Source organism: Ancylomarina sp. (assembly GCF_041555295.1).
In the GTDB taxonomy this organism is placed as follows: Bacteria; Bacteroidota; Bacteroidia; order Bacteroidales; family Marinifilaceae; genus Ancylomarina.
On record NZ_JBFFKR010000005.1, the window covers coordinates 1 to 15,042 of the forward strand.

The window sequence follows — 15,042 nt, forward strand, 5'->3', positions numbered from 1 at the left end:
GACAGGATCAACCTTATTAATTTGCATATAGTTGACAATAACCATGGCACAAATCAAGATGGCAAAAACGCCAGATACTATGGCAACACCTCGCCAAAGAGGAAGATTAACTGTCTTATTTGAAAATTCTGTTTTCATATATTTTAGAAATATTAATACCTCAACATTTTACACCTCCCTTTTTCAGGAGTATACTTTTATCATTCGTTACGCCAAGCCAGTTTGCTTCTTAGGCAAACAATAAGCTCTTTTAATGTCTTCGACCTACCCAAACATCTCATCAGATTTTCAACAAATAGGTTTCCTTTTAGCATTCCCCTGATCGTTTTCAACATTCCCCTGAACGTTTCCAACATTCCCCCGAGCGTTTCCAGCATTCCCCCAAGCGTTTTCAGTATTCCCCCGAGCGTTTTCTGCATTCCCTTGCCTTAAAAACTCAATCAACCAAACCACAAAATCGGTTACAAGCCTTGCTTTTATTCATTTAATCACTAACACTCCGATATTTCGACAAGCTCAACACAAGGCTCCGCTCAGTATCCGTCTTAAAAGACACACATCATCTCATTATTTCTCAACAGGGCAATATTTTAGACAGCGTGCACAGCTCACACACTCACCTTTATCGGGCGTATAGTCCTCTCGGTATTTGAATACAGACAGACTTGATAGTGTCAATCCGAAAACCAAACCTAAAAAGCCACCCAAAAACCAAGCTCCCACATAAAATTGCTCCACGATAATCGCCGCTTCAGAGTACAATTCCTGAACCGGAGTTCCCGCTGTTTTAAATGCTTCAATTTCGACTGATGGTAACATCACATCAGGTTTAAATAGTATGAGTTCATTCGCCAAGCGAACTTTTGTATTAACCTTGGCTAAATTCTCATGAAAGTTTGAAAGTGTCCAACCACCCAAAATCATAAGCAATGGTATAATTAAACTCAATCTTATAAATCGTTTAGTTGCCGATGGTCTGTCTTCCATCACCTTTACCGGAACGGGTTTATTGATGGCTCCTAATGGGCAAGAATCTTCACACAATCGACATTGAATACATTTATTCGGTGTAATGCTTAGGTGATGTTTCGAGAAACGACTCATCCAATTCAGAAGAACACCGTATGGGCAAAAGAACCGGCAATAAGGACGAGCAACAAAAGCACTCAACAAAAGAAAAATAGCCCCAATAACATACATGAAGAAAGTCGCATCAAATCGGTAGATTCCTACAAAAGGATCGTATCTGCAAATAATAAAATCAGTAGCTGTTGCTGCATACAAGACAGACAATCCCAAATAGATATAGGGAATTAAGCCTAAAACTTTTTGCAACCAGGTTTTCATTGTCACAGGACGCAATAACAAAACATCCTGAATGGCTCCCAAAGGACAAACACCTGCACAAAAGGTTCGTCCAAAAAATAAGGTATAAACAAGAGGGATCACAAAAAATGCCAAGGCTGATATGGGTATGCTATACTCAGGTTGAAAGAGTGCCAATGTCACATTTTGCAGAGAACCCACCGAACAAATACAGCCCTCACGAAAGAAGCCAAAATAAAGAATAGAGAACACCGACATAGCCAAAACGCCTCGTCTTGATCGTTTCTTTAAAATCAGCCAAGTGATTAGGGATAGAGCCAAAATAAGTACAAAGACATCGAAAATGGCAAAAAATTCAGAGCGCGCTTCAGGCATTGAAGTCACGGGCTGGGTATAGCCTGATTCAAATTCCGGCTTGGGAAATCGCTGTTGTTGCGCAAAAAGAGGAAAACCTGAAGTCATTAATAAAATGAACATAGATAGCATGGTGACAAGCTTCTTTATATTCCAGGTTTGTGTTACGTATTTTAAAATTTCTGACATTAAGAAATCTATTTAAGGTATTGAGTTAGGTTAGCCTTTCTTTTCTTTTTTGAAGCCTGAAAACTTATAGGGCTCATCAGCTGGCACACGCGAAAAAGCATCGGAAGGACAATCGCGTGCGATGGCACATTGGTTGCAATTCACACACAAATCGTGGCTGACCTGCAATTGAAGCGATCCGTTTCCAAAGGCCCCACAACCCTTCACACATTTACCACAGCCAATACACAAATCTTCAATTATTTCGTATTCAAAGAATGGATCTTCGATATACTTTCTTTTAATTGCGCCAGTTGGGCAAAGTTGATTTTCAGCACCAGTTGTAATATTCTTCACATTAGGACGAAGGTAACCACCACATAAATCGCAATAGCCACACATATCGTATACATGAATACATTTCACCGCTGAAGGTGTCACCACACAAGAAGTAGCACAACGTCCACATTGAGTACACTTTGTTGTATCAATTTGCCAAAGCGTATTTCCTGATACAGTTTTATGTGCCAAAACACCTGTCACCCCAACCAAACTTGCTCCTGCCGCAAAGCGAAAACACGTATTGATAAAATCTCTTCTATTTTTTCCTTTTTCAGCCATTCTGCTACAAATTATTGTATCGAATTGTTCTTCTTATAGTCTATTCCATCGGGCAAACGACAGCCTTTAACTTTTTTACAATTGCGACATACAAAATCGAAATCACAGCTATCACCATCTGAGTTTAGATTTCGATAAATCATCGTTCCTGAGAAAATAGCCAAGGCACTTAAAATTGTTCCTCTCCCTATATTGTGTAAAAATGTTCTCCTATTCATTGTTTATAGATATGAGACCAGCATTGAGCGAAGTCGAAATGTGTAAGACTTAAGATTTGAGATCGATTTCAAATCAGCAAGAGCACAAACTTTATTCTTTGAGTTCAAAAATTCGAACCATTTTTCGTGAAGGGTCTAAAACAATGATTCTATCATTGGAGTCAACTGCTAAATCCAAACCTGTCGTACCAGCATCGAATTGATTGGGAGCTGCAACTACCGATTTAAAATCACCAGATGGCAAATGAATTTTTATTCTCTCCAAACCTTTCTCACTTGTCACAAATGACCCATCAGACAACATAGCAACATGACTTGGATTACAACAACCACCAAAACCATCAACTTGCATAGAAGTTCGCTCCCATGAAGAAATCAAATCACCTTTATCATTATAAGCTTCCAGAGCATGTCGTCCAGGGTTCACCACCCAAAGCTCACCTTGTCTGCCTAACATGAGATCGAAATAAGGACTTGGTATAACGAAGCCACGAATGCCTTTTTCAAGATTCTTGGCTCCAATAAGATTCACTTTTTTCCCATTTATGGTATACTGATGAACGATCTTTTGTCCTGCGTCAGCTATATAAACCAGGCCTTCTCTTTCTACCAAGCTACTGATGTAAGCCTTTGCTCCTTTAATCTGAAAACTATTATTCAACCCACCGTCTGGTTTACGTATATCAACCCGATTTCCAACTCCCAAGAGGATATTCCCTGATTCAGAAATACTCACAGCATGAGCATCGCCTCGCACTTTCATACTCGATTGAACTTGCCCTTGCGAATCAAAAATCCAAAGCTTATCGTTTCCACTCACATAGATTCGATCTTCAGTGTCTAAAGCGAGTCCAAAAACAGCTTCTGAATTAATTTTAAAAGAGAAAACTTCCTTATAAGCGATCAATGAAGAATCTACCTTCCTCAACTCCTTAAGATCGTACTCGTAAATATTTTGTTGAGGTTTAGGTTTCTCAAAAAACAAGTCACCTGCAATTAATCCCACCAAAAGCAGAAGGAGTACAATCGAAAATATTAATGTCAGCTTGTTCTTCATAATCTCGTATTTTCAGAGTTCAATCTTAATTTGCACGCAAATCGATACAAAGCATATGCTTTGAATCTCTCATCAGCAATCGGCCATCAGTTATAACCATTGGGCCCCATGCATCATGTCCATCCAACAATTTCACTTTATCGAGTAATTCAAATTTCTCAGTCGAAGCTCTGGCAATAGTTAATTCACCATCATCTTTCAGAATAAAAAACTTACCATCGGCAACCAAATAAGGACCTAAACCAAAACGATCCGTCTTTCCACTAGTCCACAATATCTTTGTACAATCGTTCGGATCGCAACACACAAATTGATTACGCATAGCTCCAGCATCCTTTGGCAGAATAGTAAACATGCGGCCCTTATATAATAGTGGCGTCTGTTGTTCGGATGCCATTCCGTCTTTGGGCTTGTATTTTTGTAAGGTTTCTACCTGATAGGCTTCACCTGCTTTTTTCACTTGAAAGAGAACTCCTCCAGCACCATATCCAGCCGTCATAAAAACTTTCCCATCATCATAGATTAAGGGAGATGGCGCAATAACTGAGGGAGAAAAATCTTTTGTTTTCCAAAGGATTTGACCCAAATCATCGCCTTCGGCTGAAACGCCACAAATTCCACCAACGGCTGCATACACCCACATCTTTTTCCCATCCAAAACCATTGGCATGATAGAAGAGTGCGACATTTTCCATCCATCAGGATTAGGCGTTTCCCACAAGACCTTACCTGTTGCACAATCAACACCAATAAGCAGAGCTTTACCTCCTGGGGCGATTATGGCAACATTATTATCGATAAGAGGACATTGCCCCGTATACCAAAAAGGAATTTCAGATTGATATTCTTTGACCAAATCCAATCCCCACAAAAAATCTCCTGATTCAGGATTCACACACATCACATGGCAACGTGGCCCCATACTTACAATATACTTATCGTTTATTGCAGGAATGGTTCTCGACATACCGTGATTTCTTTTCACATGAACCTTATAGGATCGTTTCCATATTTCTTCGCCAGTCTCTAAAGAAAAGCATCGAAGAGCATCTGCCTTTTTCACCTCATCGTAATCGAGCAAATAAACCTTTCCATTATAAACTACAGGAGCAGCATGCCCTTCACCCAAATCTTGTTTCCACAAAATCTTTGGCTCAGGTCCGATCTTATCTACAAGCTTAATCTTCTCTTTAGATATATTGTCGAAATCGGCTCCTCTAAACTGCGTCCATTTTCCAGTTAAACTTGAAGTATGCTCAATATATGACTTGAATTTTTCTCCAATACTCACCTCATCTACGGCTTCGGTTCCTGCCTTAGGACGATTATCCAAGCCTGGCACACTAGCTGAAAAATCCTGAACCGGATCGTAGCATAACCAAGCAATCAATATTGAGATGGCAATAACAACAGCCAAAGTCAGAAGCGTAATATTTAAGGATTTTTTATTCATGGAAATACGGCTATGCTTTAATTTTATAGGCCATCAATGCATCTTCGTGGCGTACATACATAACGCCATCTTTTATCACCAAATGCGACCAATGTGGTCCTTTACCTAAAGGCACTTTAAAAGAACTAATCACTTCAAAACCTTTAGGACTTGCTTTTGATAAAGCAATATTCCCATCTTTCTCATCATAGCAATACAACATGCCTTCAGCTGAAATTATAGAACCCTTATTTTCCCATTCAGTTTCATACATTAACTTGCCTGTTTCCCACTCTAAGCAAACCCAATTACCCATTCGGTTATGTACCCAGTTAGAACCATATACGTAATCGCCTAAGCGAACAGCACCACCATGATGCACATCTAATAATGAATCCACGTAAGCAAGTTTTACCGAAGAAGCATCTTCGCTTAAATCAAGCATTACCGATTTATGATCGTAACCATTGGTCACAAATATTTTACCCTTATAATAAAGAGGTGTATTGGTTTGAATATTTGCCTTCCATTCTCCACCTGCATATTCTGCATAATTGAAAGTCCAAATTATTTCACCAGTTTCAGGATTAACGCCTATGACATTATTTTCAGTAACAGTTACAATAAGTTTCGTTCCATTACGGTCAACCATAAGAGGCGAAACATAGCCGGGTTTATCTTTTAAACTTGTAGATTGCCAAACGGTTTCACCCGTTAGTTTATTTAAAGCAACCATAGTCGTTTTCTCACCACATGGTGTGTAATAAACGTAATCGCCATGTAACAATAGAGATTCTGAGATCCCCCACTTACCGTATGTCCCTTCGAATTTCTCACTCGCTTTCACCTGCCAAAAAATTTCTCCTGTTAGGGCATTTATACAAGCCAAATCACCTTTTCCACTCGATAAGTAGATTCTATCATTTTCAATTGTTGGCGTACAACGACTGTCCGGAAAAGAACTATCCCAGCGACGACCATAAGGCACTTGCCATTTAAGTTGACCTTTCATATCAACAGCCATCAAAACATCCATTGAATCTTTGATTCCGGTCAGATAAACCACATCGTTAACAACTGCAACCGATGAATAACCTTTAGGAATATCAGTTAATGACCACAACATTTCAGGACCTTTATCAGGCCATACTTTCAATAAACCAGTTTCATTATAAACCCCAGTTCTATTTGGTCCACGCCACTCACTTTTTTGTTTGGGAAAGTTACATTGAGAGAAAATTGTAATGGCTGCAAAGCCAAGTAAAAACAGTCGTTTCATTTTTGTATTTTTAATCTTCTTTATTATCAGAATGAAATATTAATCTAAAAAAAAGTAAGTGTTTCAAAACTATTAATTTCACAATCAAACAAGACAAATAATAAGCTCGTTAACATTCAATTAACAAGAAGTTATCGTTAATTAATCTAAAGAAAGATAGTATTGAGATCGAGTCTTATTAAGATGGTAAATTGAATTGTATTTAAATCTAAATTTCGTAAACCATAAATGCACCACCATGACGAACATACATTCTATTTTTATGAATCACCAAGTGCGCCCAATGTTGTTTTGTTCCCATAGGTACACGGAAAGAACTAACTTTATTAAACGAATCTCCTTTAATGTCAATTAGTCCAATCTCACCATTATCACCATAACAATACAGCATACCATCAGCAAAAATCACATTGCCTTTAGCTATCGCCTTTGATGAATAAATTTCTTTACCGGTATTCCAATCGACACAATACCACATGCGATTATTATGTCCTGACACATAGATTTTACCATCCACTAAAACTGCTCCGCCCATCTGATTATCGACAAATATATTTCGCCACAATTCTTTAACAGATGCTCCATCTTCGGATAACTGAAGCATTACACCACCTTTACCGTAACCACTGAAACAAAATAGTTGTCCATCTTTATATAAAGGTGTATTTGGGTGAATATTGTATTGATTCTTATGCTCGAAATTCCAAAGCATCTCACCATTCTTAGTATCAATTCCAATAATAGAACTACCTGTATGTGTTACCATTAGAGAACGCTTCCCGAGCTGAACTAACAAAGGAGAACAGTAAGCTGATTTCTCACCCATTGCTTTCGTTCTCCAAATGAGCTCACCTGTCTTCTTATTTACGGCAATAATATTAGTCTCTTCACCCCCTGGGGTACAAAACAATCGATCACCTTCAATCAAAAGGTTTTCAGTCATACCAAAACGAAGATTTCTTCCACCATATTCAGTCAACATATTTTTAGACCAAACTTTCTCTCCATTTTCTGCAGACATAGCCACCAATTCACCATGTCCGCTCATGATGTACAAAAGTCCATCATTCAACAATGGCGTACCTCTAACACCATCGTAATTATCCATCCACTCTTTTGCGTAGTTCTTTTTCCACAATACTTTGCCAGAATGATCAAAGGCAATAATAAAACCTTGATCACCATCAACACCACCTGTATAAACTCTCGAGTCTGTCACAGTAGCAGATGCATGCCCATCACCCAAAGCATCATAATGCCACACCAATTTCGGACCAGCCTCAGGCCATTTTTTCAATAAATTTTTAGCATCATATGTTCCATCACGCTTAACACCACGCCATTGCGACATATCCTGAGAATGAGAGTGGAATACAAACATCACACCTACAACTAACAAAAAAAGAGATCTCATATATTTAATATTTTGGTTTCAAAATCATCATAAACAATTACAAGATTCTAAAGATAAGACCTATCCGCATCAAATATCTATGAGAAACACCCATAATCAGAAATCCATCATAAGTCTAAATAAGCTCAAGCAAATCATTCTTTCATAAGACCCTTAATTTCAAACAAGACAAAGGGCTAACTGAAAACATCAGCTAGCCCTTAAATATGCTCTTACAAAATAAATTAACCTTACTATTCCTTTAAACCTTTTTAGATGTTTTAATAAAAAGAACAACATTAGATTTTACAGAGACCATCTCTACCTTCCATTTATCAGCTAAAAATCTCATGCTTTGATCAGAAAAAAAACAGACATGAGTCATATCACGCTTATAATACCAAGTTGGGAATTCCTCTTTGGAAGACAATATTTGAGTTTTTATAGCCAAAACACCATTAGGTTTTAACAAACCAAACAAACGATCGAGCTCCATTTGAGGCTTATGCAAATGCTCTACCACCTCACAAGCAGTTATAAAATCGTATGATTTATTAAACACTTCTTCATTTGGAGCAAAATAGGCATCGTAAATATCAGTTTGAAACCCTCGAGATTCAAACATTTTTGATAAAGTTGGACCAGGACCACTTCCAAAATCCAAACCAGATGCACCTTCTGAAATTCTATCAAGAACAGGATTCATAATCTGTTTCAAATAATCTTGATAAACCAAATCATCAGGAAAATTCTCATGCTGATCATACTTAACCTTCTCAGCTTCGTACGTAATGAAAAACACCTGTGGTACGAAAACAAGGCCACAATCTATGCAAGAATAGTACTCACGAGATTCACCTTCATAATAGAACGAAGTATTTTCGGAACGACATAAAGGGCATTTTCCCACAATAAAGATTTAGGTGACACAAAGCTTATTTTTATTTCACAAAGTACTAATTCTCCTTAAATAATTTAACCTGCCTTAAACCTAAGGCAAATAAAGCCGCTACTTTTAACACCTCCATCACGATATAAGTCATATGAACTGAACTTTTCTCTGGCTGCATCCCTTGCATAATCAGCTGAGCGTTTTCATCCAACTCAGGCAACAAATATCCAGATTGAGCGACAATAAAAGTAAAAATAAGAACTCCAGCTGCAACGACAACTTTATCTGTGTATCGATAAAAAACAACAATCAATAGAAATACCGAAAAAATACGTTCAACAACATTTAAAGCACCAAAAACATGTCGACCCACATCAAGAGCTGTAGGCAAATCAAGACTCTCAGCCCTAAACTTCACCCAAGCCTCCATAAAACTGATAGACAGTATAAAACCTATCCATATAAAACTCACTACAAACCCATAATTCACTAGTTTTTTCATGCCATATATTTTTATATTTTTGCAACCAATCTGAAACTTTTCGTTGCTTAATCTTATTTTGAATAAGTAAAAATAACAAAAAGAAAATCCAATTCTCATCCAAAATCAATTAAAGATTTCGATCACTAAATAATTATCAAAAACTAGCACAGAGTCCAGACAGGTAGGCAAAACTAAGTTTTAGAAAACCAATGCAATAACACGCATTACGAGCCCGTTAAATAACTTTCACAAATCACTAAATAAAAAGTTTTCAACAATTAGATTAAAGTGGTTGAAAGTGGTTGAAAGTGGTTCGAAAATTTCTTACTTTTACATTTGTAAACCATTTTTGCCAATGCTAACATTTATAGGTGATTATCCATGCAAACTAGACGCAAAAGGACGAGTTCTTCTCTCCTCTGCATTTCGAAAGTTGCTAGCAGCTTCTTCCGAAGATAGATTTGTCATGCGAAAAAACCTGTACGAAGACTGTCTTGACCTTTTCCCTTCTTCGGAATGGAACAGACAACTAGCAATGATTCGGAGTCAACTAAATCCATTCAATCGGAAGCACGCAACCTTCTTGAGAGAGTTTTACAGAGGGACAGCCGAAATTCAAATTGATGGTAATGGCCGAATTTTAATCCCTAAAAAATTTTTCGATAACACAAATCTATCTAATGGACTAACTCTGGTTGGTCAAGATGGAAAAATCGAAATATGGGATACCGAGAAATACAATGATTCCGGAATGAACCAAGAGGATTTCAACCAATTGGCAAAAGACATTTTGGGAGACAGTATGGCTTTATAAGCCAAATACCAATTAGAATCTATTTTCAAATTTTGTAATATCATCTGGCATGACATCATATCACGTACCTGTACTTTTAAACGAAAGCATTGAAGCTTTAAACATCAAACCAGATGGGATATATGTCGACTTAACCTTTGGTGGAGGAGGGCATTCAAGAGAAATCATCAAACACCTAACTACTGGTAAACTAATTGGTTTCGATCAGGATGTTGATGCAGAAAGAAACATCATAGACGATGAACGATTTATTTTCATTCGTCACAACTTCCGATATTTTAAAAATTTCCTAAAATACATTGGCTACGAGAAAGTTGATGGCATACTTGCAGACTTAGGCGTATCATCTCACGAATTTGATGTTGCCGAACGAGGTTTCTCATTCCGTTTCGATGGTGATTTGGATATGAGAATGAACCAAAGTGCCGATTTCGATGCGGCTGATCTTTTAAACACTTATTCGTCTGACGAATTATTTAGAGTGTTCAAATATTATGGCGAAGTTAAAAATCCAGGCAAACTCGTTCGAACGATTCTCGCGCATCGTGAGAATAATGAATTTAAAACCATACAGCAACTTAAAGAGGTTATTCTGCCTTGTACGCCTAAATTCAAAGAACACAGATATTGGGCACAAGTTTTTCAAGCTTTAAGGATTGAAGTAAATGCTGAGATGGATGTTTTGAAAGACATGCTTAATCAGATTCCTGATGCTCTCAAACCAGATGGTAGATTAGTCGTAATCACTTACCATTCGTTAGAAGATAGATTGGTGAAAAACTTCATTCGAGACGGAAAATTTGCTGGTGGTGCTGAGAAAGATTTCTACGGAAGAACGAATGCTCCTCTTGAAGCTGTAAACCGAAAAGTGATTCTACCTAGCGAAGAAGAATTGGAACTCAATAACAGATCGAGAAGTGCAAAACTGAGAATTGCACAACCAAGAACAAATTAGAACCATTCAAATTGAAATAGGATGTTTGGATTCAAACGAAAATATAAAGACTTCATAAATCCGAAGGAAGAAATAAAAGAAACCCCCTCGGGTTCTTTTAAAGATATTATTTCGGGTAGCGTGTTGTCAAAAGATGTGGTGGTTCATAATCTCCCTTTCATCCTTTTTATTGCTGTACTATTAATTTACTATATCAGTAACCGATATCAGTCAGAACGAGTTTATCGTGATATGGTAAGCCTTGAAAAAGAGCTGAAAGATCTTCGTTTTGAATCCATAACAACTGCATCAGATTTGATGTACATGAGCAAACAGTCAGAAGTTGTAAAAAGAGTAGAAAAAGAGGGTTTAGATTTAATTGAATCAACAAAGCCTCCAGTAAAAATCTATTTAGAAAAGTAAAACTGTGCAAATAAAGAACGACATCATGTGGCGAGTGGGCGTCTGTTACACTCTAATTGTACTTTTCGCATTCTGTGTGGTTAGCCGAGTAGTTTACCTGCAAGTTTTCGAAGGAGATGAATGGAGAGGACGTGCACAGTCTATCAGTAAGAAAGATATTACTGTTTATGCAAACAGAGGTGATATCTGCGCAGCGGACGGTCGTCTTTTAGCCAGTTCTATTCCCTATTACGAATTACGTATGGACTTTCAGGCAGCGGGCTTAACTAATTATATTTTCAAAAAACATGTAGATTCTCTGGCGATTTGCCTATCCAAGTTTTTTGGCGATAAAAGCAGATCTGCCTATCGTAGACAACTATGGGATGCCAAATTCCATTCTAAAAGAAATCGTTATGTATTAATCAATCAACGAAAGGTTAATTATAATGAGCTCAAACAAATTAAAACCTTCCCTCTTTTCAGATTATCATCAAATAAAGGTGGCCTAATCTGCTTACATGAAAGTAAAAGAGTTCAGCCTCATATCAATTTGGCGAGTAGAACCATTGGTTATTTAAATAAGGGTAATGGCAACGAACTTATTGGGAAAGTCGGACTCGAAGGATTATTCGAGAATGAACTAAAAGGTATTGATGGTATCTCGATGATGCAAAAAATGTCGGGAAAATGGCTTCCTGTAAATCAAGCCGATCCTAAGGATGGAAACGATATCATCACAACCATAGATGTCAATTTTCAGGATGTAGCTCAATCAGCCTTGTTACAGCAACTTCAAGCCTATCATGCCGGACATGGCTCTGCTATACTTATGGAAGTAGAAACGGGAGCCATAAAAGCAATAGCTAATTTGGGTTTTAATACTAAAACAAATAGCTACGAAGAAATTTACAATTACGCTATTGGTGAAGCCACAGAACCTGGCTCAACTTTCAAGTTAGCATCAATGATGGCTCTCCTCGAAGATGGTTATGTCCAACCAACGGATTCTATTGACACTGGCAATGGTATCCATCGTTTTTATAAAGATAAAATGCGCGATTCTCACGTTGGAGGCTATGGTAAAATAAGTGTTCAGGAAGCCTTCGAAAAATCGTCGAATGTTGGGATCTCTAAGATGGTCAATCAATATTATAAAGATAAACCTCGCGATTTCATTAATCGATTATACGAATTCAGACTAAACAAAACTTTAGATTTGGATATCAAAGGTGAAGGTCTTCCAAAAATAAAATACCCAGGTGAAGAAGGCTGGTCAGGAATCTCTCTCCCGTGGATGTCAATTGGTTACGAAGTACAACAAACACCACTTCAAACATTATGTTTTTATAATGCCATTGCAAATAATGGTAGAATGATGAAACCCATGTTTGTTCATGAGATTAGATATCATGGAAAAGTATTAAAGCATTTTGATGAAGAAGTGCTCAAAAACAGTCTGTGCTCAAGAGAAACACTTAGAAAAGTTAAATCGATGCTTGAAGGTGTTGTCTTGAGAGGTACTGCAACAAATCTTAGAAATCCGAGTTATAGCATTGCCGGTAAAACAGGAACCGCTCAAATAGCTGACAAGAATAAAGGATATGGTCACAAAGTCTATCAAGCATCTTTTGCTGGCTACTTCCCTGCTGACGCTCCGAAATACTCTTGCGTCGTTGTGATCAACAGCCCTGACAAGAAGAAAGGTTTCTACGGAAATCAAGTTGCAGGACCCGTTTTCAAAACCATTGCAGATAAAGTTTATGCAATGACTTATGCCATGCATCCACCAAAGCAAGATGAGCAAATATGCGAAATAAAAGTCCCTATCTCATTAAATGGGAATAAAGATGATTTGGATATAGTATTTAAAGAACTCAACGTATCAACAGATGACCGCGAAGTCTATAGCGATTGGGTTTTAACATCGCGACAAGATTCTATAATCAAATATAAAAACAGAACGATAAGTAGTCATTTAGTCCCAAATGTAAAAGGAATGGGACTACAAGATGCTCTATATATTTTGGAGAATGCAGGATTAAAAGTTAAAGTTAGTGGCTTTGGTTCTGTAAAAAAACAATCGCTTCGTCCAGGTTCAAATTTTCGATCTGGCAATAGAATTCAAATTGAACTATCCTAAAAATCAAATTGGGATAGCGACTAAAAAAAATGGCAAAGACCGATATCATATATAAGAAATGATTAATATGACTAAAAAAATAACGGATCTGTTAAGATCCATCGACATACTCGAAAGTGTGGGTGAGCTCAATATAGAGATCAACGACCTTCATTTCGATTCAAGGAAAGTTGGAGACAATGATTTTTTCATAGCACAGGTTGGCACACAGTCAGATGGTCATGATTTTATATCAAAAGCTATCGAACAAGGTGCTAAGGCTATTCTATGCCAGCATCTACCTGAAAATATTAATCCAAATGTAAGCTACATTAAGGTAGAAAATACGTCGAAGGCTCTTTCTGCACTGGCTCACAATTATTACGATTGTCCATCTAACAATTTAAAGCTTGTAGGAGTAACTGGAACAAATGGAAAAACGACCATTGCCAGCTTACTTTATGAACTATTCAGAAAGCTGGGTTATAAAGTTGGTCTTCTTTCAACAGTTACCAATTTTATCGATACAAAAGAGGTTAAGTCAACGCATACCACTCCTGATGCCATTCAAATTTCGAAACTTTTAAGCGAGATGGTTGATGAGGGCTGTGAGTATTGTTTTATGGAAGTTAGTTCTCATGCTGTTGATCAGCACAGAACAAAAGCTTTAAATTTTAAAGGTGGTATTTTCACCAACCTGACTCACGATCATTTAGATTATCACAAAACTTTTGATGCCTATTTAAGAGCAAAAAAAGGATTTTTCGATCAGTTGGGTAAAACGTCATTTGCCATTACCAATGCAGATGATAAAAATGGAAAAATAATTTTGCAAAACACCAAAGCACATAAGTTCACTTATTCAACTCGAGCTTTCGCTGATTTTAGAGCTCAGATTCTTGAGAAGCACTTCAATGGCATGCAATTGGGAATAGATGGGCTTGAGTTATGGACAAATTTCATTGGCGATTTTAATGCTCATAACCTATTAGCCGTTTATAGTGCTGCACGACTTCTTGATCAATCAAAAGAAGAAGTCTTAATGAAGATGAGTGAGCTTAATTCTGTTGCTGGAAGGTTTGAGAGTATCATTTCTCCAAATGGTATTATGGCAATTATCGATTATGCTCACACGCCTGATGCCTTAAAAAATGTTTTGCTTACAATCGATCAACTTCGTACAAGAAACGAAACGGTAATTACCGTTGTGGGTGCAGGTGGAGATAGAGATAAAACGAAGCGACCTTTAATGGGTAAAATTAGTGCTGAATATAGCGATAAAGTGATTTTAACTTCTGACAACCCACGATCTGAAAACCCAGATACAATCATCACTGAGATGAGGGAAGGTATTTCTGCTAATAATCTAAAAAAGATACTCGCTATTACAGATAGAAAAGAAGCTATTCGAACAGCTATCATGCTAGCTAAAAAGGATGATATTATTCTTGTAGCTGGTAAAGGTCACGAAGATTACCAAGAAATTAATGGTGTGAAACATCACTTTGACGATAAAGAAATTATTAATGAAATATTCAATCAATAA

The 15,042-nt window shown here is 37.3% G+C and carries 14 protein-coding genes; 5 read left to right on the forward strand and 9 right to left on the reverse strand.

Annotated features, from left to right (window positions below):
• Window positions 1-567: 567 nt before the first annotated feature.
• From ABY905_RS00995 to ABY905_RS01035, 9 genes are all read right to left on the reverse strand, one after another.
• A complete protein-coding gene (locus ABY905_RS00995) occupies window positions 568-1,869 on the reverse strand; it encodes a 4Fe-4S binding protein (RefSeq protein ID WP_372639543.1) in 1,302 nt (433 codons plus the stop codon).
• Between the two features lie 30 nt (window positions 1,870-1,899).
• Window positions 1,900-2,469 (reverse strand): hypothetical protein, encoded by a 570-nt coding sequence (locus tag ABY905_RS01000; protein ID WP_372639544.1) that lies wholly within the window; start codon window positions 2,467-2,469, stop codon window positions 1,900-1,902.
• An 11-nt stretch (window positions 2,470-2,480) separates the two neighbouring features.
• Window positions 2,481-2,687, reverse strand: a complete 207-nt coding sequence (locus ABY905_RS01005) for a hypothetical protein (protein ID WP_372639545.1) — start codon at window positions 2,685-2,687, stop codon at window positions 2,481-2,483.
• A gap of 91 nt (window positions 2,688-2,778) precedes the next feature.
• On the reverse strand, window positions 2,779-3,744 hold the full coding sequence (locus tag ABY905_RS01010; RefSeq protein ID WP_372639546.1) for a hypothetical protein: 966 nt from the start codon (window positions 3,742-3,744) through the stop codon (window positions 2,779-2,781).
• A gap of 25 nt (window positions 3,745-3,769) precedes the next feature.
• A complete protein-coding gene (locus ABY905_RS01015) occupies window positions 3,770-5,197 on the reverse strand; it encodes a PQQ-binding-like beta-propeller repeat protein (protein ID WP_372639547.1) in 1,428 nt (475 codons plus the stop codon).
• A gap of 10 nt (window positions 5,198-5,207) precedes the next feature.
• Window positions 5,208-6,455: a PQQ-binding-like beta-propeller repeat protein gene (locus tag ABY905_RS01020; protein ID WP_372639548.1), complete on the reverse strand. Its 1,248-nt coding sequence runs from the start codon at window positions 6,453-6,455 to the stop codon at window positions 5,208-5,210.
• A gap of 208 nt (window positions 6,456-6,663) precedes the next feature.
• On the reverse strand, window positions 6,664-7,869 hold the full coding sequence (locus ABY905_RS01025) for a PQQ-binding-like beta-propeller repeat protein (RefSeq protein WP_372639549.1): 1,206 nt from the start codon (window positions 7,867-7,869) through the stop codon (window positions 6,664-6,666).
• A 241-nt stretch (window positions 7,870-8,110) separates the two neighbouring features.
• Window positions 8,111-8,758, reverse strand: coding sequence for a class I SAM-dependent methyltransferase (locus tag ABY905_RS01030; protein ID WP_372639550.1), 648 nt, complete (start codon window positions 8,756-8,758; stop codon window positions 8,111-8,113).
• 46 nt (window positions 8,759-8,804) lie between these two features.
• Window positions 8,805-9,242, reverse strand: a complete 438-nt coding sequence (locus ABY905_RS01035) for a hypothetical protein (protein WP_372639551.1) — start codon at window positions 9,240-9,242, stop codon at window positions 8,805-8,807.
• A 337-nt stretch (window positions 9,243-9,579) separates the two neighbouring features.
• Between ABY905_RS01035 and ABY905_RS01040 the strand changes: the two genes are divergently transcribed.
• From ABY905_RS01040 to ABY905_RS01060, 5 genes are all read left to right on the forward strand, one after another.
• Complete coding sequence (locus ABY905_RS01040; RefSeq protein WP_372639552.1) at window positions 9,580-10,038, forward strand: division/cell wall cluster transcriptional repressor MraZ; 459 nt, start codon at window positions 9,580-9,582, stop codon at window positions 10,036-10,038.
• Window positions 10,039-10,087: 49 nt separating this feature from the next.
• Window positions 10,088-10,993, forward strand: a complete 906-nt coding sequence (rsmH, locus tag ABY905_RS01045) for a 16S rRNA (cytosine(1402)-N(4))-methyltransferase RsmH (RefSeq protein ID WP_372639553.1) — start codon at window positions 10,088-10,090, stop codon at window positions 10,991-10,993.
• A 21-nt stretch (window positions 10,994-11,014) separates the two neighbouring features.
• Complete coding sequence (locus tag ABY905_RS01050) at window positions 11,015-11,395, forward strand: FtsL-like putative cell division protein (protein WP_372639554.1); 381 nt, start codon at window positions 11,015-11,017, stop codon at window positions 11,393-11,395.
• Between the two features lie 4 nt (window positions 11,396-11,399).
• The gene (locus tag ABY905_RS01055; protein WP_372639555.1) at window positions 11,400-13,517 is read left to right on the forward strand and encodes a penicillin-binding protein; all 2,118 of its coding nucleotides are present in this window, start codon (window positions 11,400-11,402) and stop codon (window positions 13,515-13,517) included.
• A 67-nt stretch (window positions 13,518-13,584) separates the two neighbouring features.
• Window positions 13,585-15,042 carry a UDP-N-acetylmuramoyl-L-alanyl-D-glutamate--2,6-diaminopimelate ligase gene (locus tag ABY905_RS01060; protein WP_372639556.1) on the forward strand — a complete coding sequence of 486 codons (1,458 nt, stop codon included), beginning with the start codon at window positions 13,585-13,587 and terminating at the stop codon, window positions 15,040-15,042.

Excerpts from the sequence above, each read along its gene's own strand:
- ABY905_RS01035 (WP_372639551.1), bottom strand. The coding sequence starts at position 9,242 with ATGAAAAAACTAGTGAATTATGGGTTTGTAGTGAGTTTTATATGGATA.
- ABY905_RS01015 (WP_372639547.1), bottom strand. The coding sequence starts at position 5,197 with ATGAATAAAAAATCCTTAAATATTACGCTTCTGACTTTGGCTGTTGTT.
- rsmH (WP_372639553.1), top strand. The coding sequence starts at position 10,088 with ATGACATCATATCACGTACCTGTACTTTTAAACGAAAGCATTGAAGCT.
- ABY905_RS00995 (WP_372639543.1), bottom strand. The coding sequence starts at position 1,869 with ATGTCAGAAATTTTAAAATACGTAACACAAACCTGGAATATAAAGAAG.
- ABY905_RS01000 (WP_372639544.1), bottom strand. The coding sequence starts at position 2,469 with ATGGCTGAAAAAGGAAAAAATAGAAGAGATTTTATCAATACGTGTTTT.
- ABY905_RS01005 (WP_372639545.1), bottom strand. The coding sequence starts at position 2,687 with ATGAATAGGAGAACATTTTTACACAATATAGGGAGAGGAACAATTTTA.
- ABY905_RS01040 (WP_372639552.1), top strand. The coding sequence starts at position 9,580 with ATGCTAACATTTATAGGTGATTATCCATGCAAACTAGACGCAAAAGGA.
- ABY905_RS01050 (WP_372639554.1), top strand. The coding sequence starts at position 11,015 with ATGTTTGGATTCAAACGAAAATATAAAGACTTCATAAATCCGAAGGAA.
- ABY905_RS01010 (WP_372639546.1), bottom strand. The coding sequence starts at position 3,744 with ATGAAGAACAAGCTGACATTAATATTTTCGATTGTACTCCTTCTGCTT.
- ABY905_RS01025 (WP_372639549.1), bottom strand. The coding sequence starts at position 7,869 with ATGAGATCTCTTTTTTTGTTAGTTGTAGGTGTGATGTTTGTATTCCAC.
- ABY905_RS01020 (WP_372639548.1), bottom strand. The coding sequence starts at position 6,455 with ATGAAACGACTGTTTTTACTTGGCTTTGCAGCCATTACAATTTTCTCT.
- ABY905_RS01060 (WP_372639556.1), top strand. The coding sequence starts at position 13,585 with ATGACTAAAAAAATAACGGATCTGTTAAGATCCATCGACATACTCGAA.